Origin of the sequence: Hymenobacter sp. B1770 (assembly GCF_049896385.1) — a bacterium.
In the GTDB taxonomy this organism is placed as follows: Bacteria; Bacteroidota; Bacteroidia; order Cytophagales; family Hymenobacteraceae; genus Hymenobacter.
The window spans coordinates 68025-91715 of sequence record NZ_JAFCUF010000008.1 but is presented as its reverse complement, the minus strand read 5'-3'; the positions used below and the strand labels follow the sequence as shown (position 1 = coordinate 91715).

General features: G+C 58.4%; 20 protein-coding genes. 7 read left to right on the top strand and 13 right to left on the bottom strand.

The features are described 5' to 3' along the window. Positions 1-77: 77 nt before the first annotated feature. From nadD to ACP7AJ_RS16360, 6 genes are all read right to left on the bottom strand, one after another. Positions 78-662, bottom strand: coding sequence for a nicotinate (nicotinamide) nucleotide adenylyltransferase (gene nadD / locus ACP7AJ_RS16385; RefSeq protein ID WP_426061293.1), 585 nt, complete (start codon positions 660-662; stop codon positions 78-80). Beyond that, positions 659-1243 carry a guanylate kinase gene (gmk, locus tag ACP7AJ_RS16380; protein ID WP_426061292.1) on the bottom strand — a complete coding sequence of 195 codons (585 nt, stop codon included), beginning with the start codon at positions 1241-1243 and terminating at the stop codon, positions 659-661. The genes nadD and gmk overlap by 4 nt, the downstream gene beginning before the upstream one ends. 29 nt (positions 1244-1272) lie before the next feature. Further along, positions 1273-1572: a hypothetical protein gene (locus ACP7AJ_RS16375; RefSeq protein ID WP_426061291.1), complete on the bottom strand. Its 300-nt coding sequence runs from the start codon at positions 1570-1572 to the stop codon at positions 1273-1275. Between the two features lie 87 nt (positions 1573-1659). After that, complete coding sequence (locus tag ACP7AJ_RS16370) at positions 1660-2304, bottom strand: sigma-70 family RNA polymerase sigma factor (RefSeq protein ID WP_426061290.1); 645 nt, start codon at positions 2302-2304, stop codon at positions 1660-1662. A gap of 284 nt (positions 2305-2588) precedes the next feature. Continuing rightward, positions 2589-3656: a glycosyltransferase family 9 protein gene (locus ACP7AJ_RS16365; RefSeq protein WP_426061289.1), complete on the bottom strand. Its 1068-nt coding sequence runs from the start codon at positions 3654-3656 to the stop codon at positions 2589-2591. Further along, positions 3653-4417 carry a glycosyltransferase family 2 protein gene (locus ACP7AJ_RS16360; protein WP_426061288.1) on the bottom strand — a complete coding sequence of 255 codons (765 nt, stop codon included), beginning with the start codon at positions 4415-4417 and terminating at the stop codon, positions 3653-3655. Before ACP7AJ_RS16360 ends, ACP7AJ_RS16365 begins: the two co-directional genes overlap by 4 nt. A gap of 135 nt (positions 4418-4552) precedes the next feature. Here ACP7AJ_RS16360 and ACP7AJ_RS16355 point away from each other — a divergent pair, with 135 nt between their 5' ends. The 3 genes from ACP7AJ_RS16355 to ACP7AJ_RS16345 all read left to right on the top strand — a co-directional run bounded on the left by ACP7AJ_RS16355 (position 4553) and on the right by ACP7AJ_RS16345 (position 6743). Continuing rightward, complete coding sequence (locus ACP7AJ_RS16355) at positions 4553-5749, top strand: hypothetical protein (RefSeq protein WP_426061287.1); 1197 nt, start codon at positions 4553-4555, stop codon at positions 5747-5749. A gap of 129 nt (positions 5750-5878) precedes the next feature. Next, entirely contained in the window at positions 5879-6109 is a 231-nt protein-coding gene (locus tag ACP7AJ_RS16350) for a hypothetical protein (protein ID WP_426061286.1), read from the top strand. Between the two features lie 106 nt (positions 6110-6215). Further along, positions 6216-6743 carry a GNAT family N-acetyltransferase gene (locus ACP7AJ_RS16345; RefSeq protein WP_426061285.1) on the top strand — a complete coding sequence of 176 codons (528 nt, stop codon included), beginning with the start codon at positions 6216-6218 and terminating at the stop codon, positions 6741-6743. A gap of 40 nt (positions 6744-6783) precedes the next feature. Here ACP7AJ_RS16345 and ACP7AJ_RS16340 read toward each other — a convergent pair whose 3' ends face one another. From ACP7AJ_RS16340 to ACP7AJ_RS16330, 3 genes are all read right to left on the bottom strand, one after another. Further along, complete coding sequence (locus tag ACP7AJ_RS16340) at positions 6784-8931, bottom strand: IPT/TIG domain-containing protein (RefSeq protein ID WP_426061284.1); 2148 nt, start codon at positions 8929-8931, stop codon at positions 6784-6786. A gap of 169 nt (positions 8932-9100) precedes the next feature. Further along, positions 9101-10081, bottom strand: coding sequence for a glycoside hydrolase family 43 protein (locus ACP7AJ_RS16335; RefSeq protein WP_426061283.1), 981 nt, complete (start codon positions 10079-10081; stop codon positions 9101-9103). Positions 10082-10109: 28 nt separating this feature from the next. Further along, a complete protein-coding gene (locus ACP7AJ_RS16330; RefSeq protein WP_426061282.1) occupies positions 10110-10556 on the bottom strand; it encodes a hypothetical protein in 447 nt (148 codons plus the stop codon). Positions 10557-10769: 213 nt separating this feature from the next. Between ACP7AJ_RS16330 and ACP7AJ_RS16325 the strand changes: the two genes are divergently transcribed. The 3 genes from ACP7AJ_RS16325 to ACP7AJ_RS16315 all read left to right on the top strand — a co-directional run bounded on the left by ACP7AJ_RS16325 (position 10770) and on the right by ACP7AJ_RS16315 (position 17964). Continuing rightward, positions 10770-11564 (top strand): S1/P1 nuclease, encoded by a 795-nt coding sequence (locus tag ACP7AJ_RS16325; RefSeq protein ID WP_426061281.1) that lies wholly within the window; start codon positions 10770-10772, stop codon positions 11562-11564. Between the two features lie 541 nt (positions 11565-12105). After that, entirely contained in the window at positions 12106-14838 is a 2733-nt protein-coding gene (locus ACP7AJ_RS16320) for a T9SS type A sorting domain-containing protein (RefSeq protein ID WP_426061280.1), read from the top strand. A 297-nt stretch (positions 14839-15135) separates the two neighbouring features. Next, positions 15136-17964: a M36 family metallopeptidase gene (locus ACP7AJ_RS16315; protein WP_426061279.1), complete on the top strand. Its 2829-nt coding sequence runs from the start codon at positions 15136-15138 to the stop codon at positions 17962-17964. 94 nt (positions 17965-18058) lie between these two features. On the opposite strand, the gene ACP7AJ_RS16310 is transcribed toward ACP7AJ_RS16315, so the two are convergent. Further along, positions 18059-19558 carry an amidase gene (locus tag ACP7AJ_RS16310; RefSeq protein WP_426061278.1) on the bottom strand — a complete coding sequence of 500 codons (1500 nt, stop codon included), beginning with the start codon at positions 19556-19558 and terminating at the stop codon, positions 18059-18061. A 220-nt stretch (positions 19559-19778) separates the two neighbouring features. On the opposite strand from ACP7AJ_RS16310, the gene ACP7AJ_RS16305 reads away from it, so the two are divergent. Next, on the top strand, positions 19779-20135 hold the full coding sequence (locus ACP7AJ_RS16305) for a glyoxalase superfamily protein (RefSeq protein ID WP_426061277.1): 357 nt from the start codon (positions 19779-19781) through the stop codon (positions 20133-20135). A 333-nt stretch (positions 20136-20468) separates the two neighbouring features. Here ACP7AJ_RS16305 and ACP7AJ_RS16300 read toward each other — a convergent pair whose 3' ends face one another. From ACP7AJ_RS16300 to ACP7AJ_RS16290, 3 genes are all read right to left on the bottom strand, one after another. Next, positions 20469-21950 carry a pectate lyase family protein gene (locus ACP7AJ_RS16300; RefSeq protein ID WP_426061276.1) on the bottom strand — a complete coding sequence of 494 codons (1482 nt, stop codon included), beginning with the start codon at positions 21948-21950 and terminating at the stop codon, positions 20469-20471. 328 nt (positions 21951-22278) lie between these two features. Continuing rightward, entirely contained in the window at positions 22279-22722 is a 444-nt protein-coding gene (locus ACP7AJ_RS16295; protein ID WP_426061275.1) for a hypothetical protein, read from the bottom strand. A 97-nt stretch (positions 22723-22819) separates the two neighbouring features. Beyond that, entirely contained in the window at positions 22820-23689 is an 870-nt protein-coding gene (locus tag ACP7AJ_RS16290) for a TolB family protein (protein WP_426061274.1), read from the bottom strand. Positions 23690-23691 lie beyond the last annotated feature (2 nt).

Here is a 23691-nt window from a genome sequence, read left to right as displayed (position 1 = left end):
AATAAAAAAGCCCCGGCTGCATCTGGCAGCCGGGGCTTTTTTGTGTGTCGGCGTTTCTCGCTGAAGTTCACTGAGACTTACGCAGAGGTTCGCTGGGTGACCAGCGATTCTTCGACGGCTGCAGGCACCAGGTAGCGGATGCTGCGACCGGTGCGCAGGCTTTCGCGGATGTAGGTAGCAGAAATATCCAGCAGGGGGGCAGCTATTACCCTGACACGCGGAAACGAGGACAGTTCGGGCAGTTCGGTGCCGGGACGCGGGTAAACGTAGATGTCAACCTCAGTGAGCAAGCGGGCAGACTCCTGCCACCGTGGGAGGCCCGGGAGGTTGTCGGCGCCCATCAGGAGCACGAAGTCGTGCGTGGGATGGCGCTGGCGCAGGCCGTCGAGCGTGGCAATGGTGTAGCTGGGACGCGGCAAGCTGAACTCTATATCCTCGGCACGGAGACGCTGGTTACCGGTCAGGGCCAGTTCAACCAGCCGCAGCCGCTCGGTGTCAGGCAGCAAGTCGGTTGCCTCCTTGAAAGGGCTGTGCGGCGACACGACGAACCACACTTCGGCCAAGTCGGTACGCGTGGCGAAGTGTTCGGCCAGAATAAGGTGGCCGATGTGCACGGGGTTGAACGAGCCGAAAAGCAGGCCTATTCGAACTCGGCCGCTCATACGATGGCCGGCTCGGCGCTGATGAATTGGCGCACCAGCTTTTCGGCGTGGGCTGTGGCCTCGTCGAGGTCGTCGTTGACTACGGTTACGTCGAACTCGTCTTCAAAACCGAGCTCAAAGTTGGCTTTGTATACCCGCGAAGAGATGCTGGACTGGGAGTCGGTGGCACGGGCCTGCAGGCGCTGCTCAAGGACTTCAATGGACGGGGGGCGGACAAATATTGCCAGGGCACGGTCCTTGTAAAACTCTTTGATGCTGAGCCCGCCTTTCACGTCGACATCAAGAATGGCGTGCTGGCCGCTATCCCAAATGCGCTCAATTTCGGATTTCAGCGTGCCGTAAAAAGCACCTTCGTACACTTCCTCCCATTCCACAAATTCGTCGTGACGAATTTTATCCTGAAAGTCCTGAACGGAAATAAAATAGTAGTCCTTTCCATTGGCTTCGGTGCGGCCGCGACGGTCACGGGTGCACGCTGAAATAGAAAAGCTTAGCTCGGGTATCCGCTCCATGAGCCGATGCACGATAGTGGTTTTTCCGGCGCCTGACGGCGCCGAAAACACGATGATTTTGCCTTGCATCACGCAAAGCTAACCAGTAGCAGCCGGTATTAGGCCACCTGGGCCCCTACGCGGGCCAAAATGGACTGCTGCAAGTTAGCTGGGCTCGACCGGCGAGATACGCCCTGATTCAGGAAGTTGATGAAGATGCGCTGCTTCTTGATGTCGTCGAAGCAGGGCGAGCAGTCGTTGGCGTGGTCGTAGAGGTAATCCTCGTCTTCCGCCGTCACGGGCTGGCCTTCGATGAGTTGGTCTAATACAATATTCACGCGCTCGCAGTCGGGGCCATTGTCAGGGGTGATGGCAATGGGAGCCGACGTATTGGTTTTAGTAGTAGTGGATTGGTCCATAGTTGTAATGTGCGAGTGACGCGAGAAAAGGGTGATAGACAATGACCTGCAAAGCAAAGCTACACGAGTGTGTGCTTTCTGGGGAGGTTAATTATTTTCAGGCTCGGTTAGTTCCGCCTCGTCGTCTATTGCTTCATTGCCATATCCCATTGATTGGGCATACCTCTCTAACTTATCCTTGAGGAAATTTCGGGCCCGGTGCAAGCGCGAACGGACGGTACCTATCGGAATATCAAGCACTTTGGCCATTTCCTCATATGTAAATCCTTCTAGGTCGCAGAGGATGATTACGGTGCGAAAATCTACCGGCAAAGAATTTAAGGCGCTGGCCACTTCGTCGCCAATTAAATCGCGGGCTGACTGCTGGCGCATATCGGACGACGAGGCCCCAATTTCTCCTTCGGCCTCTACATCGTCAGGGTTGTAATAGCCTTCTATCTCGCTGTAATCGACCTTGGCGGGCTGTTTGCTCTTCTTGCGGAAGTCGTTGATAAACGAATTCTTGAGAATGCGAAAAAGCCAGGCCTTGGCGTTGGTGCCGGGCTCGAAGTACTCGAAAAAGCGGTACGCCTTGAGGTAGGTTTCCTGCACCAAGTCGTTGGCATCATCCTCATCGAGGGTGAGGCGATAGGCAAAGTTGTAGAGCGGGTCGAGCACGGGCATGAGCTCGGCCTGAAAACGCCGGTCCTTTTCCTCTTTGCTCAGTTTAACCCGTTCGGGAGAATCGCTCATACAGGTGGCGGGGGAAATTGTGGGTCGAAACCTACGAAATAATAGCTGATTAGGACAAATCTGGCGAAAACAACTACACGGCCAAGGTGGCGAGCAAACGACTCATAGCATTCTATTTTCGTTGCTATAAACCGCTACTAACTGCCAATTGAGAAGCTTTCATCGGGCAGATACCTGCCCGTTTTGGCTCCTCTTAGCACGTGGAGTAATGCCCGATGTACGGATTTTGGCGCTGCGTAGGTTGCATCCTGCGCCTCGCGCAATAGACTAACGGGACAGAATAGCTATTGTTCGTTGCCTGAGGGCAATTCTTCATCTTTCGAAGCCAGCCGCTTCCAGGTCAGTACCCGCGCAGCTACTGCCAGTGGCTCGATGGCGCGAATGCAGCTGCAAGCAGCTGGCTGGGTACGGCAGGCTTCGCAGTTTGGCTTATCGAACACCATAAAGCCAGCATGGGGCCCCAGCGGCCCCCAACGCCCCGGGTGCATCGGGCGGATGGGTGGGTATAAGCCTACCGCATGGCGGCCTAGCGCAGCGGCCAAGTGGAGGGGGCCCGTGCTGCCCGCAACCAAGCCATCGGCGGCGGCAATGAAGGACAAGAACTGCGGCAGGACAAGCTGGCCCGTCATGTCGGCAGCGAGAAAGGCGGCGTGCTGCTTCAACCAATCGGCTAGCTCCTCCCCTTCTGCGGCGGTGCCCGTGACGAATACGCGATGCCCTGCTCGGTGGAGCAGCTGGGCAAGCTGGCCGAAGTTATCGAGGCCCCATTCGCGGGCGCTGCCACGGCTGCGGGGGTGCAGCACAACGTTGAGCTGACCCGTTTGGCGTGCTTGTAAAAGCTGCTGGAATTGTGCCGCTAAGGGCTCAACTGGCTCTAGACGCACCAATATGGCAACATCGAGTGGGCTGGGCACCTCCTTGAAGCCGAGCGGCTGGAGAAGCTGCAAGTTCAGCTGTGCTTCGTGCAGGGGCGAGTGGCGGCGACTTAGGGCAACCAAGCGGTTGCAGGTCAACCAGTGCTGCCAACGGTTGCGGGTGCCGATGCGGACAGGGATTTTGGCCTTCTGGGCCAAGCGCGCAAGGGTTTTATTGGGGAAGACATGTATGATGGCGGCGGCGGCATAGGCTTGCAGGGCTGCCAACTGCTCGGCTTCGGGCTTTTGAAGCAGCTCATCCAGATTCAGAAAATCATCGACCCATGGGCAGGCTGCCGCCACGGGTGCAGTGTAGGTGCGACCAATCAGCACTACCCGCGAACCCGGAAAAAGCTGCTTTAGCTGCCCAGCTACTGGCAGCGTCAGCACCACATCGCCGATGGCATCGGTGCGGGACACGAGGAAGGTCTGGCTCATGCTACGGCGCTTTCGGTGCGGGTTTTTAGCTTGGCGAATTTTAGGAATACGCCCCAGGCCGAGATGCCGGCGATGCAAAGGCCTGCGAAGCCATCGAGAAAGCCCAACCGGAAGAAGTAGCCGTGCATGAATTTCCAGAGCGGTTTCAGCAGCAGGTGGAAGAGGCTGACGTTGGTTTTGCCGCGAAGGGCCAGTTCCTGAGCGGTGATGCTGGTGAATTTGTTGAGTTGGCTGACGTGCTGCGCAATGGAGTGGTAGCTGTAGTGCAGGGCATCGCCGGCGAGCTGACCGGTGGTTTGACCAGGGCTCACTTCGTAGCGCTCGTGCAGGAGCAGGCCGGTCCAACGGCCCAGGCGGCGGTCGTAGAGGCGCAGCTTGCGGTCGGGGTACCAGCCGCCGTGGCGCACCCAGTGGCCGCAGTAGTTGGTGAGGCGAGCCAGGCTGTAGCCCGCGTACTGCCAGTGCTGCTTGGCGGCACGGATGGACTGGCGCAGCTCGTCGGTCAGCACTTCGTCGGCATCGAGCTGAAGGACGTGGTCGAACTGGGCCTGAGCGGTAGCATAGTTCTTTTGCTCTACGTAGCCAGCGAAAGCGTTTTGGATGACGCGGGCGCCGTGCTGCTGGCAAATTTCGACGGTATTATCGGTCGAGAAGGAGTCGACTACCAACACCTCATCCGCGACGTCGCCCAGCGCCTGGAGGCAGCGGGCGATATTAGCCGCTTCGTTGAAGGTGATGATGACGACGGAGAGGGAGACCACGCGGAAAAGCCAAAGGTGGGAGCAAGTGCCAACAAAGGTACACGGGTGATGCAAGGGAGGCGTCCATCATAGTATCTTGTGCGGCTTTGTCTCCGCAGGCCAACATTTCTTACTCCTACGTCTTCCTCCAATCCAATGCTGGCTCCTTCGCTGGATACCACAACCCAAGAATACCGCACGGCCAAAGGCTATCGCATCTTTATATACCTGCTGATGCCACCGCTAATAGTCCTTTTCCTAGCGTTGCCATTCCTACTCATGCGAGGCAAAAACCCATCGTTAGGCTTAGCAGTAGGGTTCGGGGTGCTCGGACTGGGTTTGGCGGCACTCCTGATGTATGGTTTGGTAGAAACGATTAAAGACCGGCTCATAATTCAGGGCGAAGCCGTAAGTCAGGTAGGAGTGTTCAAAACCAATACACTGGCGCTGGGTGAAATCAGCGGTTATCGAACCGATGATAAGTATACCCATATCTACCCACATGATAAACAGAAGCCGACCCTCAAAATCGGCTACACCACCGAGCGGTACGAGGAAATTCAACTGTGGCTAGCCGACCGGTACCCCGACCTCGACCAGGTAGAGACCGAGCAGGCGACGGATTTGCTTCTGGAAGACCACGACCTGGGCCGCACTCCCGAGGAACGGGCCGAAGCTTTGGCTCAGGCTAAGACGAAAGCGCGCGTGCTTAATGTTGCTGGAGTTGTGGCGGGCGCGTGGGCCATTTTTTACCCGCAACCCTACCAATGGGCGATTGGTGCGAGTATCTTATTTCCGGTAGCAGTGACAGTTGTGGTTTGTCTTTCTTCAACCACGCTGCGCATCGATGAGCAAAAGAATACGGGTTATCCTTCGGTGCTATACGCCCTCGTGGGTCCAGTCTTTGGCTTGATGATGCGGGCACTATTCGATTACGAATTGGTGAGCTATGAGCCACTATGGCCGCTAGTGGGCGCCACTACTACGGGTGCCGCTTTAATGCTGGCTATAGGAAGCCGCATTTTTTTGTTTCGCCGCAAATCGGCGCTGAGCGTAGGCTTTACCATCTTGTTTCTGGCGCTGATTTATGGCTACGGGGCCACTTCCGTTGTGAATGCAGTATACGACGAAGGGGAAGTGACAACCTACACGCCGCAGGTGCTGGGCAAGCATTACTCATCGGGCAAGCACACCAGCTACTATCTGAATGTGACGGCCTGGGGCCCGGTTGCCACAGCCGAGGATGTGCAGGTGAGCCGCGATTACTACCAGCAGGTGCAGGAGGGCCAAAAAGTTACCATTGCGCTAATGCCAGGGCGCTTGGGTGTGCCGTGGTTTACGGTTCTGGAATAGTCCGTGCTAGGCTCTTATTTACCAAATGGCTCAACTGCAATGCAGAGGGCTTCGTAGGAAAGAGTACAATTCTGCGTATCGCAACCCGGTCTCCGTGCGTAACTTGCGCCCATAATCGTTTTCCCACACATGAAAAAAACGCTCTTCCCTGGCCTGCTGGCCGCCGCTCTGATTGCCTTCACGCTGCCTTCGTGCGGTCCTTCGACGGGTGATACCAACGAAGACCTTGTAACCACCAAGCTGCCTCCCCTGCCCGCTGCCCCCGACACCACTGCCGGTGCCAAGCAGCCCGAAGCGTACCGGGAGCTAAATTCAGTGAATGCAACCGAAGACATTAAGAGGATGCAGCCGCAAATGTAATTCGCGGTTTATTGAACGTATTCAGGTTTACAGGTTGGGCCGTTGCTGCTGAGGCGGTGGCGGCCTAATTTCTTTTGGTGCTGCTTGGTCAGCACATTTTTTGTTTATGGAAAACAATATTGTGTTGCGCCGCGGGGCAGAAACTGACTTGCCGCAGGTACTAGCCCTTATTCAGGAACTGGCCGAATACGAGCGTGCTCCCGATGCCGTAACTAATACTCTGGCGGCCATGCAGCGGGACGGGTTTGGCCCCTCCCCCATCTTCAGCTTTTTCGTGCTTGAGAATCACGCGTCCGAAATCATTGGCTTGGCCTTGTTCTATACCGCGTACTCGACTTGGAAGGGCCGCATGTTGTACCTAGAAGACTTGGTGGTAACCGAGGCTGCCCGCCGCGGCGGCTTTGGCCGCCTCCTGTTCGATGCCGTGGTGGCCGAGGCCCGCGCTACCGGCGCTGTGCGCATGAAGTGGCAGGTGCTGGACTGGAACGAGCCCGCCATCGCCTTCTACAAGAAGCTAGGCGCTAACATTGAAGACGAGTGGTTGAATGGCAACTTGGACGAAGCCCAGCTGGCCAGCTACAGGATAGCCCCGGCGGCTGCGGTGGCGGCCACCCCAGCCGTCCGCAGCCTGTGAATGTCGATTTCCGGAACTGATTAGCTCCGGAGACGACGCGCTACAGCCGCACAAATTTGCCACTGCCGCTGGTGCCGTGGGTGTCCTGCCAGTTGAGTATGTACAGGCCCGGAATCAGGCTGCCAATTGGCAATTCAAGCACATTCAGGCCAGCTATAGTGGCCAGGCTTTGGGTAAGCACCCGGCGGCCCACGGCATCATAAAAGCGAAAAACGACTGCTCCTTCCATGGCGGCGGGGTATTGCAGCTTCAGGCTTTTGTCGGTGGCGGTGGCGGGGTTTGGGAAGATGGAAACGGTGGGATTACCGCCTTCGGTAGTGAGCACCACGGGCGTCACGCTATCGAGCGAGCCATCGGGCCGGGTTAGGCGCAGGCGGTAGTAAAACAAACCTGCGGGCACTTGGGCATCGAAAAACTGATAGGTGTTTGATGGCGGCCGGGTAGCAACTGTGCCAACCCGCGTCCAGGCGGTGGTGTCGCCGCTCACGCTGCGCTCTACGACAAAATTGGTCACGAAGCACTCGTCGCTGGTAGCCCACGACACGATAACGCCAGCCCCGCGCTCGGACCGGGCGCTAAAGCTGGTGAGTGGTGCCGGCAGCATGGGCGGCAGCGGGGTGCCTCCGGTGCAGCTAAAGCTTTTGAAGCTGCGCATCCGCAGTACTTGCCGGCCGCCTACCACGTCGCTGGCTGGGTTGAGTGACCGGGTGTTTTGGCCACGGCCAATGGCGTAATGCATCACGGCGCCGGGCAAAATAAGGTGGCTGAGCTGCTGGGCGTGGCCCAGTTCGTGCACGGCCACGGTTTCGAAATCAATTTGATTGAGCGCCCCCAACGGCGGCGCAGGCCCAAATTGAAACACAGCAGCATCGTCGTACTGCATGTCAATTTCTTTTACCCAAAATACTACCTCGCCGTTGCCTATCAAGCAGCCGCGGTAGTAGCTGGTGGTGCGGCCAAGCACGCGGTCGGGCAACTGGGTACCCACGTCAAAAGCTATCACGTTCTGGTTATCGTCGGCAATGGCATTGGAGGTAAACGTGGGGCCTACTTCCCAGTTGATGCCCGTTTGGCAGCGCCACGTGGCAATGGCACGCTGCTTGGCCGCAACGGCGGCGGCGTTGGCTGTGAAATTGGGGCTGAACCGAAACGTGATGCCCCCGGTGCTATTGAGGGCAATGTGGTTGGGCCGCTGCAGATAGGCACCGTCGGTACTTTCCACATTGGTGAGGGCATAGTTGATGGTAACCGAACCCGAGCTCTCGCCAGATTGTTGGTCGTTGGTGGTGACGCGCACAGTGCCGGAGCCGGCAGGATGTCCGTTGCTGGCCGGCTGGCCACCATTGGCCGAAGAAGGTACCCGCACTTGAATGCGCGTGTTGGTCCAGGAAACGTAGTCCCGCTCGCGAGCCTTTACACGGGTAGCGCCCCCGTCGTCGGCATTGCGGAATTCGACAAACCCATTGCCGCGGCTGCTGCCAAACCCGTCGCCGTTGATGGTAAGGACAGCTTCGGCGCCCGCGGGCAGGGTTTGAGGCGTGAAGTTGTTAACGACAGGGGCCAACGTGCCACGCTGCAGAGGTGCAGCAACTACGTCGGCGGGGCTGGCTTGCAGCACTCGCCGCGCCTGGCCCGTGAACCGGCTTACCTCCCGGTAGAAAGCTGCATCGATTGTTGGATAAGTGCGGAAAGGCTCGGAGGCGGTGCGCTCGGTCAGGTCGTATTCAATGAAGCCCTGCTCGCTGCCGTAGGGCGTCCAGCTGCGGCCTCCGGCCAAGGGCAGGCCGGCCCACGGGGCCCGGGCCAAAAAGAATACGCCCATCTGGCCAGGAGCCAGCCGCAGGGTATTGCTGAGTATCTGCTGGTCGAGGCCCAAGCGGCCACCTTCAGTGATTAGCACCAGCCCAGTGGTGTCGGCTACCTGGCCTTTAAGCAGCGAGAACACCCGCAGGTGGTGCCTAGTGAACAGCCGGGCGTGGCCAGCGTCCCAAAAGCTTTGCGCATCCAACACCTGGGCTTCCACCACCAGCCCCGACTGCTGCGCGCGGCGGGCAGGCTCCAAGGGTAGCATGAGGCATTGGGATTCGGGCAGGGGCACCTGCGCCAGCACCGGTTCAGCCGCAAGCAACCCTAAGACCGAAAACACTCCCAGCCGTTGGCCAAGAAAACGAAAGAGCGATAACGCCATCTGCATAGAAAAGGAAATAAAACGCGGGCTGCCGAAGGTACGGAAAACAGGCAGCCATTGGCTTGATTGAAAACAACTTTTGGCACCCGGGCCTTGATTTCCAAGACTGCACCTGGCAGCGGGCTGGGCGGAAGGGTGTTTCTGGGCAAGCAACTCACAGTTTGTCCGCTCACAGTTTGTCCGCGGGGGCGGGCATTGGTTGCCGCGAGGGCGAGCCGGCTACCACCACGGGCCAGCCATCGGCATACTCCAGCTTGTCGAGCAGCAAGATGCGGCGTGAATAGCCCTCCGAGTCGTCGATGGCGTCGAAGGTAAGCTGCCGGGGGTCGATGGCGTGGTATGCCAGCCAGTCCTGGCCCGCGGCGTCGGTTACCACGCAGTTGTGGCCCGGGGCCTGCCAGTGGGAGTTGGCCGCCAGCAGGGCGGCGTGGGGGTTGGCCGTGGCGGCGGCATAGGTTTCGAAGGGGCCGGTAGCGTGCCGGGCACGGGCGACCAGCACGGCGTAGTGAGCTTTGGCGCCACAGCAGTTGTCGCCCGAAAAGAACAGGAAGTACCACCCCTGACGGTAGTGTACCCAGGCAGCCTCTACCAGGCGGTGGTAGTCGTCCGGGTCGTCGGATACGCTGGGGTACATAATGGGCTGCGCCTCGGTGCCTGGCCGGAAGTGCAACCGGTCATCAGCCAGCTCGCGCACCCAGATGGGGCCAAACCCCGAGCCCCAATACAGCAGCCGCTGGCCGGTGGTGGGGTCGTCGAAGGCCATGGGGTCGATACAGGTGAACCCTGGACCCGGGAGCAGTGGGCGGCCACTGTCTACGAATGGCCCGGCGGGAGCCTCGGCCACGGCCACGGCCAAGCTAAGGTAGTCGGCACCATTGGGCCGGGCAGAGTAATACAGGAAATAACGTCCTTGGTGCTCGCTCACGTGCGGCGCCCATATTTTCTGGCTATCGGTGGCCCAGGCCGGCTTGTGGGGCAGCCCCTCGCCCAGGTGCTCCCAGCTGATTAAATCCTGAGAGCGCGCTACCTGAAGGTTGATGATGCGGCCGGCACGCTTGGTTTGAGTACCGTAGGCATAGTACCACCCGTCGGACGCGTGGATGATGGTGGGGTCCGGAAAGTTCTCGTCGATGACAGGGTTTGTATACATGCGGCGCGATGAGTGGCAACTATTATTCCTACTCCAGACGGCGCCTTACTGTTTGCTGTTTAGAGTACGTGCTCAGCGCCACCTGCTGTTGCTGTAGCCAGACGTAGGCCGAAGCGACGTCGTCGAAGGTGCCTACCCGGGGAGCTTCAATGGCATGCACAGTACTCTCGACGGATTGGCGGGCCAGCAGGTTCTGGGGCAGCACCCAGGCAATGTACTGCAGGCCGGCCAGCCGCATTTGTTCTACCCAGCGCACGCCCCACTGCGTGAGCTGCATATTGATGTGAGTAATGTTGGAGTTGTCGTTCAGGATTTTGGGGCAGGGCATTGCCCGCAGGCAGTCTAGCATCAACTCGCAGGCCGCCTGTGAAGAGAGCTGGTTATGCTCTCCTTTCCAGTCCACATATAGCCAACCATTTTCTGTATCGTAGCCAATAAATAGCTCGGGCAAGTCTAGAATAGCGTCCAACTGCATACGGGCACGGGGTCACCCACTGGATAGGGGTACATGAGCAGCCAAATTTACGCTGGCAAACCACCACCCTTGCAATCATTTTGTGGGCCTGCCGCAAACAAGTCCACGCATCGGAGGCAGCCAGGGCCCGGGAGCCCTAGCTTTGTGGCCCTGCTTTTGGGTAGCAGGCCGAACTTATTGGAAAGTCGTTCGCTCCTCCCTCATTGCCTCCTCATGCTCAGAAGATGTATTGCCCTGCTCGTTTGTTTTTGCGCGCCCATTAGCGTGTTTGCCTGGGGCACCATTGGCCACCGGGCCGTAGCTAAAATTGCCGAAAACCACCTCTCCTCGTCGGCCAAGCGCGAAGTAGCCCGCATTCTGGGCACCGAAACACTGCCGCTGGTGAGCACGTGGCCCGACGAGATTCGCTCAGACCCGCAGTACAAGGAAACGGGACCCTGGCACTACCTCAACGTAGTGCCCGGCCTCGATTTTCCGGCTTTCACGGCGCAGCTCACCGCCACTCCGGCCACACCGCCAGCCAATGCCTATACAGCCTTGCTGCAGGTGCGTCGGGACCTGAAAGACCACAAGAAGACAGCCGCTGAACGGCTATTTGCTTTGAAATTTCTGGTTCACCTAGTGGGTGATGTGCACCAACCCCTGCACGTGGGCCGCGGCGAAGACCGGGGCGGCAACAGCATTCAGGTGAGCTGGCGTGGCCGCGACACGAACCTGCACAGCATCCTGGACGGCGACCTAGTGGAATACCCTGGCTTCACTTACTCGGAAATGGCCATGGCCTACGACCAAGCTACCGCTGCCCAAATCAAGCAGTGGCAGAAAGATGACGTGGCCACGTGGCTGTTTGAGTCTTACCAGCTGTGCACGCCCCTTTACGCCGCGGCCGCTACCAACCCGAAGCTCGACTACCAATTTTATCCCGCCTTCGGCCCGTCCGTACAACAGCAGATTCTCAAAGCCGGTATCCGCTTGGCGGGCGTACTCAACGAGGTACTTGGCAAGTAAGAACACCAGACTGGCAACACCGCCATGCAAGTAGTCGACTAGTAATAAGCATTATATAAAACGGCTAGCAGAACTCCCCGTTTCCATGCTAATGAGCTCACCGAGCTGCTCAGCATGGAAACGGGGAGTTTATGATTTTAGCCAGCTATCGCCAACCATAATACAGCTTCTGCCCGCTACGGGTGTTTATGACAAAACCGATAATTAAAACCGGTTCGAGTGACAATGCTCCTCTTAGGCCCAACTTCTCTTCATGAGATAACTCTTAATCCAAAAAATGCTATAGCAGCACTTTTATTGAATAACCTTTCTAACAAGAGCGCACAAAGAACCTCTTAGCAAGCGGCGCTGTAATGTAAAGCTGCAGATTGAATTATCTATATCAATCCTATAGCCATTTAGCACAGATAATACTTGCTCTAACGCCCATTCTTTTGTTAAAAAATCGAGATATTGCAAGTCCAATGTTCTGGTCGGAATTCAACTTAATGGCAAAAGCACCGACTATTAGTGCTTTCTTCTTTTCATCTTTTCGTTTTTCATGACAAACTCCTACAATCAGGTATTCAAGGCTGGTAGTTTCCAAAAGCTAGGCTTGGTGGCCCTGCTACTGAGCGGAGCGGCTGTGGCTGCGCAAGCGCAAACGCTGAACTATGCCCCCGCAACTGCCACCAACGTAGCGGGTACCTACACCGACCTGGCTGCCACAGGCACGGCCATTGCCACGGCCAACACAGACGACGCCAACTCTGCAGCGCAGCCCATCGGGTTCACATTCACGTTCAACGGCACGGCTTTCACCGAATTTGTGCTGAATACGAACGGATTCATCAAGTTGGGAGCAACGGCCCCTTCAGTTGCCAACCTATATTATCGCACGGAAGTAACCATTGCCGGCGACCCTTTCACCAGCACCAACGCGGCCGATGTGAACATCGTCTCGCCTTTCAACGTGGATTTGCAGAGCGGCACCGGCACGGCGGAGTACCGGGTGTCCACCACCGGCACTGCTGGCAGCAGAGTTTGCACCATTCAGTGGAAGAACGTGAAGGACAAAGCCCTCACTAAAGCCGCGCAGTACGACAATTTCAGCTTTCAGGCCAAGCTGTACGAAAGCACCAATATTATTGAATTCGTGTACGGTCCAACGGTAGCTGCCACTACCGGAGCCGAGGACTTCCGTTTCGCCGCTGTCGGCATTAAAGGTGCGGGCAGCGGGGCTGGTCAAACGGTTTTGGCCAATAAACCGGGTTCTCTGGCGGCGTGGTCAACCACCGTTTTCATTACCGGGAGCTATAGCAGTTCGGCTCATAATTACCGTCGCAGCGTCCCCGCCGATGCCGGCCGTACTTACCGCTTCGCGCCGACCCCCAACAATGACGCGGCGGTACGGGCCATCTATACCTTGGGCAAAATTGCTACTCCTGCAGCCTTGCCTCAGACTGTACGAGCGGTGATAACCAACACGGGCCTCGCGGCTAAAACCAACTTGGACGTTACCCTGAACATATCCGGCGCCAACACTTTTACCGACACCAAGCGCGTGGCTTCGCTGGCGGCAGGCGCTTCAACTTTGGTTACGTTCACGGCACTGCCAGCCACGCTGGCCCTGGGCACCAATAGCGTAACCGTGACGCTGCCGGCCGACGACATTGCCTCCAATAATACCTCCACAGTTTCCCAGCTTGTCACCTCCGACCGCCTTAGCTACATTGAGCCCGGTAGAGCTACCAACGGTGCCTTCAGCGGTTTTGCCAACTCGACTACAGCTTTTGCTGTGAAGTATGCCGTTTCCGGCACGGTAGTGCTCACCGAGGAGGTACTCACATTCGCTGCTCTTAACCCAGCAAGTACCGTGGCTTTCCAGGCCGTTGTCTACGACGCAAGCGGCTCAGGCGGCCTTCCCGGCAAGTTGCTTTATACCTCGCCCACGCAGAACCGCCCAGCTGCTAGCGGCACGGTAACCGTTGCGCTGCCCTCCTTGCAGGTTACGGACGCTTTTTATTTAGGAGTAGTTGAAGCCGGCACCACTGGCATCGGCATTGCAACGCAATCGGAAACTCCCATCCGCGCTTCGACTTTCTATTTTTCGGCAGATGGTGCGACTTCTTGGACTGACTTTACGACGCAGACATCTGCGGGCCGACTGGCCATTGAAGCGGGCCTGGCGCCAGCCCCCAACTGCGCTCCCCCTACCGCCTTGGCCGTAACAAGCTCAACGCCCACCACAGCCACTGTAACGTTCGCCGACGCCAGCAATACCGGCAGCTACCAGCTCATCTACGGCTTGGTGGGCTTCCAACCGGCTACCAGCGGCACCACCGTTACGGCTACTGCCTCGCCCTTTACCCTCACGGGCTTGCAACCCGGCACCAACTACCAGGTGTACGTGCGCACCAACTGCAGCGCGGGCGGCACTAGCCTGCTCACGGGACCGATTAACGTCGGCACGCCTTGCGCCACGGTCACCTCCGTCGCCACCTTCCCCTATACCGAAAACTTTGACAACCTGCCCGCTGGCCTAGCTCTTCCCTGTGGCTACACCATCCTCAACGCCAACAACGACGGGGCTACTTGGGCGGTTACAAACACGAACCCCAACTCGGGGGCTAACACCATTCGCTACCGCGGGTTTACCTTGAACAATGTTGCTGCCGATGACTGGTTCTTCACTCCAGCCCTAACTCTGGCTGCCACCTCGCGCTACCAAGTAGCATTCCGCTACCGCGGCGAGGGCATCACCAACAGCCCTTCTACCTTCACTGAAAGCCTGGAAGTGACATCGGGCACGGCTGCCACCGTGGCTGCCCAAACCAATGTGCTGTACACGAACGCGGCCATCACCAACACCTCGTATGCGCTGGCCAACGGCGCCTCGACCCCCGCGGTAGCGCTGCTGCCGGCCGGTGCCAGCATCCAATACGTGGGCTTCCACATCAAGAGCGCAGCCAACCAGGGCAACCTCTACATCGACGACATTGCCATTACGGCCACCGCCGTCACCGCCAATTCGGAGGCGCTGCTGCGGGCCATCAGCGTGTTCCCCAATCCTTCGACCACGGGCTTGTTCGACCTCGAAATTCACGGGGCAAATGCCAAAGGCCGCCTTGGCGTGCTGGTGACTAACACCCTCAGCCAGCAGGTATACACTGGTTCGGCCCGCGACAACTACAACAACAAGCTCGACCTGAGCAGCCTCGCTCCGGGCATCTACTACCTGCAGGTGCGCAACGGCGACGAGCAAATGACCAGCCGGGTAAGCATTGTGAAATAACACGGGTTGCCGCAAAGCAACCCTGCTTGTTAAAAATATTGGTACCAAAGCCTTTTCAGCTTTCAACTGTAGGTGTTTCCCTTTTGCATAATCCCACCGGGACTACTCCCGGCAGGGCTCTCCCAGGGAGGAATGCTACAGTTAAAAGGCCTGCGCTTCGGTACCAATATTTTTAAACTCAAAGACTATTATTTTCTCAATAGAATAATCGGAATTTTTTCCGCACGCTTCCCGTCTTTCCTGGCAATAGCCAAAAGGACTGTTCCTCATGCTCCTTTTTCTCACTTTTCACTTTATATGACATTGATTCTTACTAATTTGGGCTACCGCAAGCTGGCCTTGGCCATTGCACTGGCCATGCCTGGTTTGGCGGTAGCACAACAGGGCACGCCAGTGGCCGAAGCGCTGGCTTCTTTCTCGGCCAGGGCGAAAGGGCAAAGCCACCTGAGCGCGGCCGACGTGGCCAACCCCTACGTGACCAGCTCCTATTTTGACCCCAGCACGGGCCTCACGCATACCTACCTGCAGCAGCGGGTAAATGGCCTGACCGTGTTCAACGCCAACGGCGCGGTGCATACCGACCGGAGTGGCAAAGTGGTATTTTTCAACCAGGACTTTTTGCCGGGTGCCGCAACCGTAGCTCCCTCAGCTACGCCCACGCTCACGCCCGAGCAAGCCGTGGTGGCCGCGGCCAAGAGCCTGGAGCTGCCTCGCCCCGTTGCGCTGCAGCGGCTGGTGGAGGCCCGGGCCGCCGACGGCATCGTGTTTAACAAAGGCGGCATCTCGGAAGAGAACATTCCGGTGCGCCTGATCTATATGCGCGTCGACAACAAGCTGGTGCTGGTTTGGAACGTAACCATTGCCCAACTCGACCAGCAACACCACTGGAACGCCCGCATTGATGCCCAAACCGGGCGCTCTGTAGACCGCAACGACTACGTGGTGAGTGAGCACACCTCTTTCCAGCAGCACGTGCTGGAAAGCAAGAAGCCGCAGCGCCAGCCAATGGCTACTTCGGTGGCGGCCCTTGCAGCCGATGCCAAGCGCTCGGTGCTGGGCACTAAGGGCACATCGGCTGCCAATAGCATGACCGTTATTCCGGTTCCTTTCGAAAGCCCCGACCTCTCGCCCCGGGTAGTGGTACCGTTTAGCTCGGCCAACCCGCTGTATTCGCCTTATGGCTGGCAGGTAGGCGAAGGCAAAGCCCCCAGCAACTTCTTTGCTGACACCTACTCGCTGCTATCGAGCGGCAAGCAGCTGACGCGCGGCAACAACGTGGCCGCTTACGATGACAACGCAACTACTGCGAGCGGCAACGGAAGCCTCACTTCCACCACCAACTCCCCCGATGGTGGCGCTACGCTGGACTTCGACTTCCCCTTCAACCAGAGCCTGGGCGCCCGCAATGCCGGCAACCTGGCGGCGGGCATCACGAACTTGTTCTACTGGAACAATATGCTCCACGACGTGATGATGAGCAAGGGATTTGATGAAGTATCGGGCAACTTCCAGTACAAGAACATTACCAACCTGGGCGCGGGCGAGGACCAAGTGCTGGCCGAGTCGCAAGACGGCAGCGGGCGCAACAACGCCAACTTCTCGACCCCGGTGGACGGCCGGCCCGGCCGGATGCAGATGTACCTGTTCGACAACCCGGCGTTAAACAACCTCGCCATTACGGCCCCGGCCAGCGCTGCCGGCAACTACAAATTTGCTGGTGCCAGCTTCGGGCCGATAATCCAGACGTTACCCAACGGTTTATGCGGCGATATCGTGGCTGTCAACGATGGCGTATCGGCGGATGGCGGCATTAGCTCCTGCGCCACACCTTATGTGAACGCGGCCGCTATGCAGGGCAAAATAGCCCTGATTAAGCGCGGTGGTTGCACTGCCCCTGCCACCAACAACTTTAGCGATAAAGTTAAATTTGCCCAGCTTAACGGGGCTATCGGCGCCATTATTTACGATTCAAACCCTACGGGCACCATCCCAGTGGTTCCAGGAGGCACGGATGCCACCGTTACTATTCCTACAATCGGCATTAGCGGGGTCGATGGAGAACGGTTAAAAGCCGCACTGGCAAATAACGCCGTAGCAACGGGCTGCGCCACCGTTGGCCCCGACTTCGACGGCTCGTTTGACAACGGAGTAGTATCGCACGAGTTAGGCCACGGCATCTCGAACCGCCTCACCGGCGGCCCGGCAAACTCCAGCTGCCTCAACTCGGCGACGGGCAACCAAACCATGGGCGAAGGCTGGAGCGACTTCTTTGCGCTGTGGATGACCACCCGCCCCGGCGACGATGGCCGCACCAATCGCTACATGGCAACCTACGACAATGGCCAGCCTTACGCTGTGGGTCCCGGCTTCCGCCGCAAGCCCTACAGCACCGATTTTGCTAAGAACAACTACACGTATGCCCAGCTGGGCAACGCTACCGACGCAACCGGCGCCTCCACCGGCAAGTACGACGCCACCCACTCCGTGGGTGAAGTATGGGCTACGGTGCTGTGGGATTTGAACTGGCAGTTCATTTACAAGTATGGTTACAATGCCGATTTCTTGAGCCCCAACGGCGGCAACAACAGGATGCTTAAGCTGGTGCTAGACGGCTGCAAGCTGCAGGTGTGCAACCCCGGCTTCCTCGACGGCCGCGACGCGCTGCTGCGCGCCGACTCCGTAACCAACCGGGCCGCCAACGCTGCCCTGATTTGGAACGTGTTTGCTCGTCGCGGCATGGGTGCCAGCGCCGTTCAGGGCGACCGGGTAAACGGGGCTCCCCGCGTCACGGGCATTGTACAGAGCTTCGACCTGCCCCCCGGGGCCCAAGTTATTGCCCTGTCCAATAAGAACGGCAACGTCGTGAGCAACACACTCGAAGCCTATCCGAACCCGGCCCAGGACAAGCTGACCGTGCGCACGCAGCTCAACAGCGCAGTGCCCATGCAAGTGACCCTGGTTGACCTGTTGGGTAAAGCGGTGCTGCGGTCCGCTTCCATCCCAGCGGCTCGGATGCAGCAGAACGGCCTGGAGCTGAACACCAGCTCGATTGCCACCGGCGTCTACGTGGTGCGGGTAACCACCAGCGAAGGCACGTTCACCACCAAGGTGAGCATTCAGCACTAAGTGCTCAACTAGCCTGATTATAAAAAAGCCCGGTCAAGACCGGGCTTTTTTTATGCTCTTCTGTTGCAAACCTGGGCTACTTGAAACGAGCTAATCACCCACTTGGCAAGGCAGGGCGCTTGGCAAACCACGGCTGGGCTTGCTCCAGCTGCCCAGCCAAGCGAAAAAGCACGTCTTCGGCCCCCAGCGGAGCAATGAACTGCACGCCGCAGGGCAGGCCGTCGGCGGTCCAGTGCAGGGGAACCGACATGGCCGGCTGCCCTGTGAGGTTGGCCACTTGGGTATAAGGTGTCTTTTCGAGGCTTTGCTCAGCCAGCTTCTCCACAATGCCGGACCGCCGGATGAGGCCGCCCAGGCCGAATGAGTTGACCAGCTTAAGCAGGGTTTGCTCAAGGGGTTTGGGTTGCAGCGCGCCTATGCGCACGGGCGGCGTGGCCAGTGTGGGCGTTAGCAACAGGTCGTAGGTGTGGTGGAAGCGACCCATGCGGCGGGCGCTGTCGTTCCAAGTGTGGCGAGCGGCGGCAAAGTCAGCGGCAGTGTAGGTGCGACCCAATAAGCCCAGCAGCCAGGTAGTGGGCTCCACATCGCTGGGCCGGGCGGGCCGGCCCAGCACTCTGGCTAAGGCGGCAATGCTGGCGCCTGTCTCGCCAAAATAGAGCATAAGGAAAGCCGCGGCCACCGCGCGGCCATCGAAGGGCAAAGTGACTTCCTCCACGGTGTGCCCCAGCGACTCGAGGAGTGTAGCAGCACCTCGCACGGCTGTGGCGCACTCCGGATGCAGGGCGCTGCCTAGCGGGTGCTCCAGGCTAAAGGCGATGCGCAAGCGGCCAGCCGGCCGGCTGACCTCTTCCAAAAAAGGCCGCACGGGGCTGGGCAAGAAATACGGCGCTCCCGCATCGGCGCCGTGCGTGGCATCGAGCAGGGCGGCGCTGTCGCGCACCGAGCGGCTGAGCACATGCTCTACGGCTGCACCTTGCCATTTCTCGCCCTGCTCGGGGCCAGTGGGGACCCGCCCCCGACTGGGCTTCAACCCAAATAAGCCACAACAGGCTGCCGGAATCCGAATGGACCCGCCGCCATCGCCGGCGCCGGCCACAGGCACAATGCCTGCTGCTACGGCTGCCGCCGCGCCGCCGCTGGAGCCGCCCGGCGTGTGGGCCAAGTGCCAGGGGTTGCGGGCCGGCCCGAATAGCGCCGGCTCGGTTATGCCCATGAGGGCAAATTCGGGGGTGTTGGTTTTGCCCATGATGTTGAGCCCCGCCACTTGCCAGCGGCGCACTAGCTCGGCATCAGCGGCGGGCACAAAATGGCGTAGCGCCCGGCTGCCCGAAGTGTGCGGCACGCCAGCATACTGCGCCCCAAAGTCTTTCAGCAAAAAAGGTACGCCTCCGAACGCGCCGGCCGGCAGCCCTCTGCAGGCTCGTTGCCGGGCAGCCTCATACAATGGCAGGACCACCGCATTCAGCCGAGGATTTACTGCTTCGGCGCGGGCAATGGCGGCCTCGCATAAGTCGGAAGCTGTGAGCTGGCCGGCGCGTACCAAGGCAGCCATTGCCAAGGCATCGAGCTGGGCGTATTCGGAAGCGGAAACCATGTCCTAAATGTAGCGAGGTTCTGGGCCAGCCTTTTTACGACTCCTGAAGATGAACCACAACAATTTATTCCGCCTTTATCTAAAAGGCAGATATTTAATACTTGTAACCAAGCTGTGCTTAAGCCATCGTATAAGGTTAACATATAAAGGTTATATACTATCGTACCTGGAATTGAGTACTACCTTTAATAACTTCGAAGATTCCACTTTCCCGACTCATATGGTAACACCTATATTCCACGTTTTTGACTATCAACAAGCTTACGAATTTTACATTGAGTGGCTAGGGTTTCACCTCGACTGGGAGGACCGGCCCGCCACCGGGCCACTGTACATGCAGGTATCGCGGGGCGACGTGGTGCTGCACCTTACCAGCCATCACGGCGACAGTTGCCCCGGTTCGAAGGCAATTGCTGAAATCAATGGGCTGGTGGCGTATCACTACAGGCTGGTGCAAAAAACGCATCCCTTTGTGCGCCCGGGGCTGGAGAAAACCAGTTGGAGCGAAAAGGTGATGCAGGCCGAAGTTATCGACCCCTTCGGCAACCGCCTGGTTTTTGTGGAGGCCTGCGCTTAGGGACTCACAGGCTGAGCAATTCCCGAAAGCGCACCGACTGCTGCCGCGAAACCTCTACCTCGGGTCCGTCGAGCAGGGTGAGGCGGGGGTGTTGCTGAACCACGGCTCGATGCTGGCAATCCACTTCAGGTTGATAATCTACTGGCTATTAACCCGGGCCAGGGCCGCGGCCGAGGAAACCTGATTTCAGACAAAGGTTACTCAGCCTGCTGAGCGGTCGGAAAACCAGTTGCATGGAATGCGGCAGACCACCCCAGAACGACACCGGCCCCCAAGGCTTCCGAAGAAGCCCTGAGAGCCGGTGGAGTGTGGGACGGCCGCGCTTAGTGCAGCTTACTTCTTTTTGGTTTTCGGCGCGGGTGCTTTCTGCACACCGGCTGCTGCCGCTGCCCGGCTATTCAGGTAGTTTTCTAGGTTAGTGTAGCCGTTGGCAGCAATGCTCTGGCGGTCGGCGGAGCTCTTAGGGTTCAAGCCGTTGGCTGTTTCCCAGGCATCGGGCATGCCGTCGTGGTCGGTATCGGTGGGGGCAGGCGCAGACTTTAACACGGGCCATGCCTGCTTGGTTATGCTGTAGGGGGTGCCGTGGGGGTAGTGGCCCTGCACGTCGATGATGGTGCCAGTTCCCGCCCGCACCTCACGCACAATGCGCTGGTCGAGCGTGTCGCGCCGCGGCCGAATGGCACCGGCGCCCTGCAGCACCGCCTCAAACGCCTCCGCTGCTGGCTGCAGCGCCAATTGTCCAATGGCAAAGGGCTGGTCGACTTTGGAAAGCACGGTATCGGCGGGGGTGCCGCCGTTCATCACCATGCCGCGCCAGTTGCGGGCCGTCACGGCGGGGGAGCCGGCCACGTAGTTGCCGGTCAGGTAAAACTTGCCATAGGGCAGGCGGCCTAGCTCCTTGTCTATCTTGTAAGGGTTCAGCACTTGAGCGCGCACTTTGGGGTCAGTGTTCGGGCCGGGCTTGTAGTAGTTATTCACCACGTTGTAATTGCCGCCCTCGCCGGCGTACACGTTGTTCTCGCCCCAGTTGTAGATGACGTTGTTGGCAAAGTCGCAGTTCTCAAACCCTGCCGGGTGGGTGTAGCGGCTCCCGTTGAAACGGGGCGTGCGGCTTTTGCAGTGCGCAAACAGGTTGTGATGAAACGACGCGTGCTGCCCCCCCCAAATGCCGCCAAAGCCGTGGCGCTCGAAGTCTTCGTCGCCCCTCTCGAAATGAAAAGAGTAGTTCAGCGGCTCCGCAATCAGGTTCCACTGCAGGGTGGTGCTGTCGCCCTCGTACACCGACATTGCTTCATCGGTGCTCCAGCTCATCGAGCAGTGGTCGACGATGAGATGTTTAATCCGCTGCGCCCCGAAGGCATCGTCGCCGCCCGCACCGTGCACAAAGCCTTGGTTCTGGTTTTTGTCGCCCATGCGGAAGCGAATGAAGCGCACTATAACATTGTTGGCTTTCACCGACACTGGGTAGTCGGCCAGGCAGATGCCGTCGCCGGGCGCCGTTTGCCCGGCAATGGTGGTATTGGGCTTGTTGACTTCGAGCGGAGAAGCCAAGTGAACGGTACCCGACACTCGAAACACCACTGTGCGAGCCGCCGCGGGCTGGCTTAGTGCATACCGCAAGCTGCCGGGCTTGTTGTCGTCCTTAAGGTTGGTTACTTCAAAGACCATGGTGGGCACAGCCACTGAACCCCGACCGCCCGAAGTGTAGCGTCCCGCACCTTCGGCCCCGGGAAAAGCCACCAAGCCTTGTGCCTGGCTCAGCGCCGGAGCCAGGCCCACCAGCGCCAGCGCATAACCCGACAATTTTGAACTCATGACCAAAGGGAAATTAATAGAGACACCTGACATAAAGCAGAAATAAATGAGAATTTACCATAACCGATGCACACCCATGGCTCGGTGGTAAAGCTCAACAAATAAAAACCGCGCCAGCTAATTGCGGCCAGCTTTCTTTCTGCCCTCCTAGCTCGGCTAGCTCGGCGAGCGTGGCAGCATGCAGGCTCCAGCGTTTCCTGCCGCTAGTTGCGGCTATTTTCGGAGGCGCTGTTTAGGACCGGGGTATGCCGGCAGCACCTGCTTCTCGGATAAAAAAGCACGCCATCAACACGCGATAAGGCTAACAAACCGGAAGACTAGAGCTTCGCTAGGCCCCAGCGCCGGCCGTGCGGCTGGTACGCAGCCACTCCATGGCGGCCTGCTCATCTGTGAAACGCTGCACTTGGTAGGGGCGGTGGTCAAAGTACGTGAGCGGAGGCACGGCCGCATCCTGCTCTATCTCATACAAGTGATTGGGCATAAACAGATAAGACATAAACACGGGCTTTCCCAAGTGCTGTGGTAACAGTGGCAGAAACGTTTCCATCATCCACGGGGTGCTTTGCTGACTGGCGTGGGAGCGCCGGCGGGCGTCTACCAGCCAGAAGCGGGCGTTGTAGGCTTGGGCCATTTCAAGCAAGTAGAAATATCCCTCTTGCAGTTCGGCCTCGGTAGGCTGCCGCAGCCAGCGGCCCACGAGCACGTCCAAATCGGGACGATACTGGCATTGCAAATAATTGAGGGCGGGTTTCGCAAACGCTGCGGGCTGCATAATAAACAATAACTAGGTCAGGTACTCGAAAAGCACGCTTTTTACCAAACTAAAATTAAAAAGTGAAATTAATATATTACAGCAATAATATTATAATTTAATCAGCAACCACCACTGCTAGTTTATCATTGGCGGCGTTGGTGGCCAGCCGACTCATTCTTTTTAAGGCTGGTGCTGCCCCTTTTATGGTAACGGGCTGCCAGCTTTGGCTGCTGCCGGGGCGTCGGCAGTAAATCTGCTCGCCGTTGCTCATCAGCATCAGGCCGTTGCGAGTCCAGGCTACATCTTCTGCTCCGGCCAGGGCCGGGCCGAGGGTTGTAACAGCCCGGGTTTGGGTGTCGAACCGCCGGATGAGCCACGTGCCTTCCGGCGTCTGCTCCAGAAAGCTGATAGCGGACTGGTTGGGGATGCGTTTGAGCGAGCGCCCGATGTTGCGGGCAACGACGGTGTCGAGCCCCGTCGCGAGGTCATGGTAGTGCAGCTCGTTCACGGGCGTCGCCAGCACGAATAGCAGCAGGCGGGTCTGGTCAATCCAGGCATGATACCCCACTTTGAGATTATCAATCAGCACAATGGGCGGGCCGCCCGCCAATGGGTATTTGCCCAGGTCCTGCTGCCCGTTGTCGCGCTGAATAATGCAGGAAAGAAACTGCTGGTCGTCGGTAAGTATCGGCGAATACTCCCGATCGGGCGTGCTGGTAAGCTGCTGGGTCAGGGCCGTGCGGTAATTGTACGACTTCAGGTCGGTGCGCCCACCCTCGCCGCTGGAAGTATAGTAGAGCACCGGCTGGCTGACGTGAAAAAAGGGTTGGTTGTCGTAGCCCGGGTGGGGCGTGACGTTGCGCGGCTTGGAAAGTACCACGGTTCCTGCTTTCACGGTCAGGTCAAAGAGGTAAATGTCCGTACTCGGCTGGGCCGCTGCGCACAGGGAAAGCAGGCAACAGCAGAAAACAATAAGTCTTTTCATAG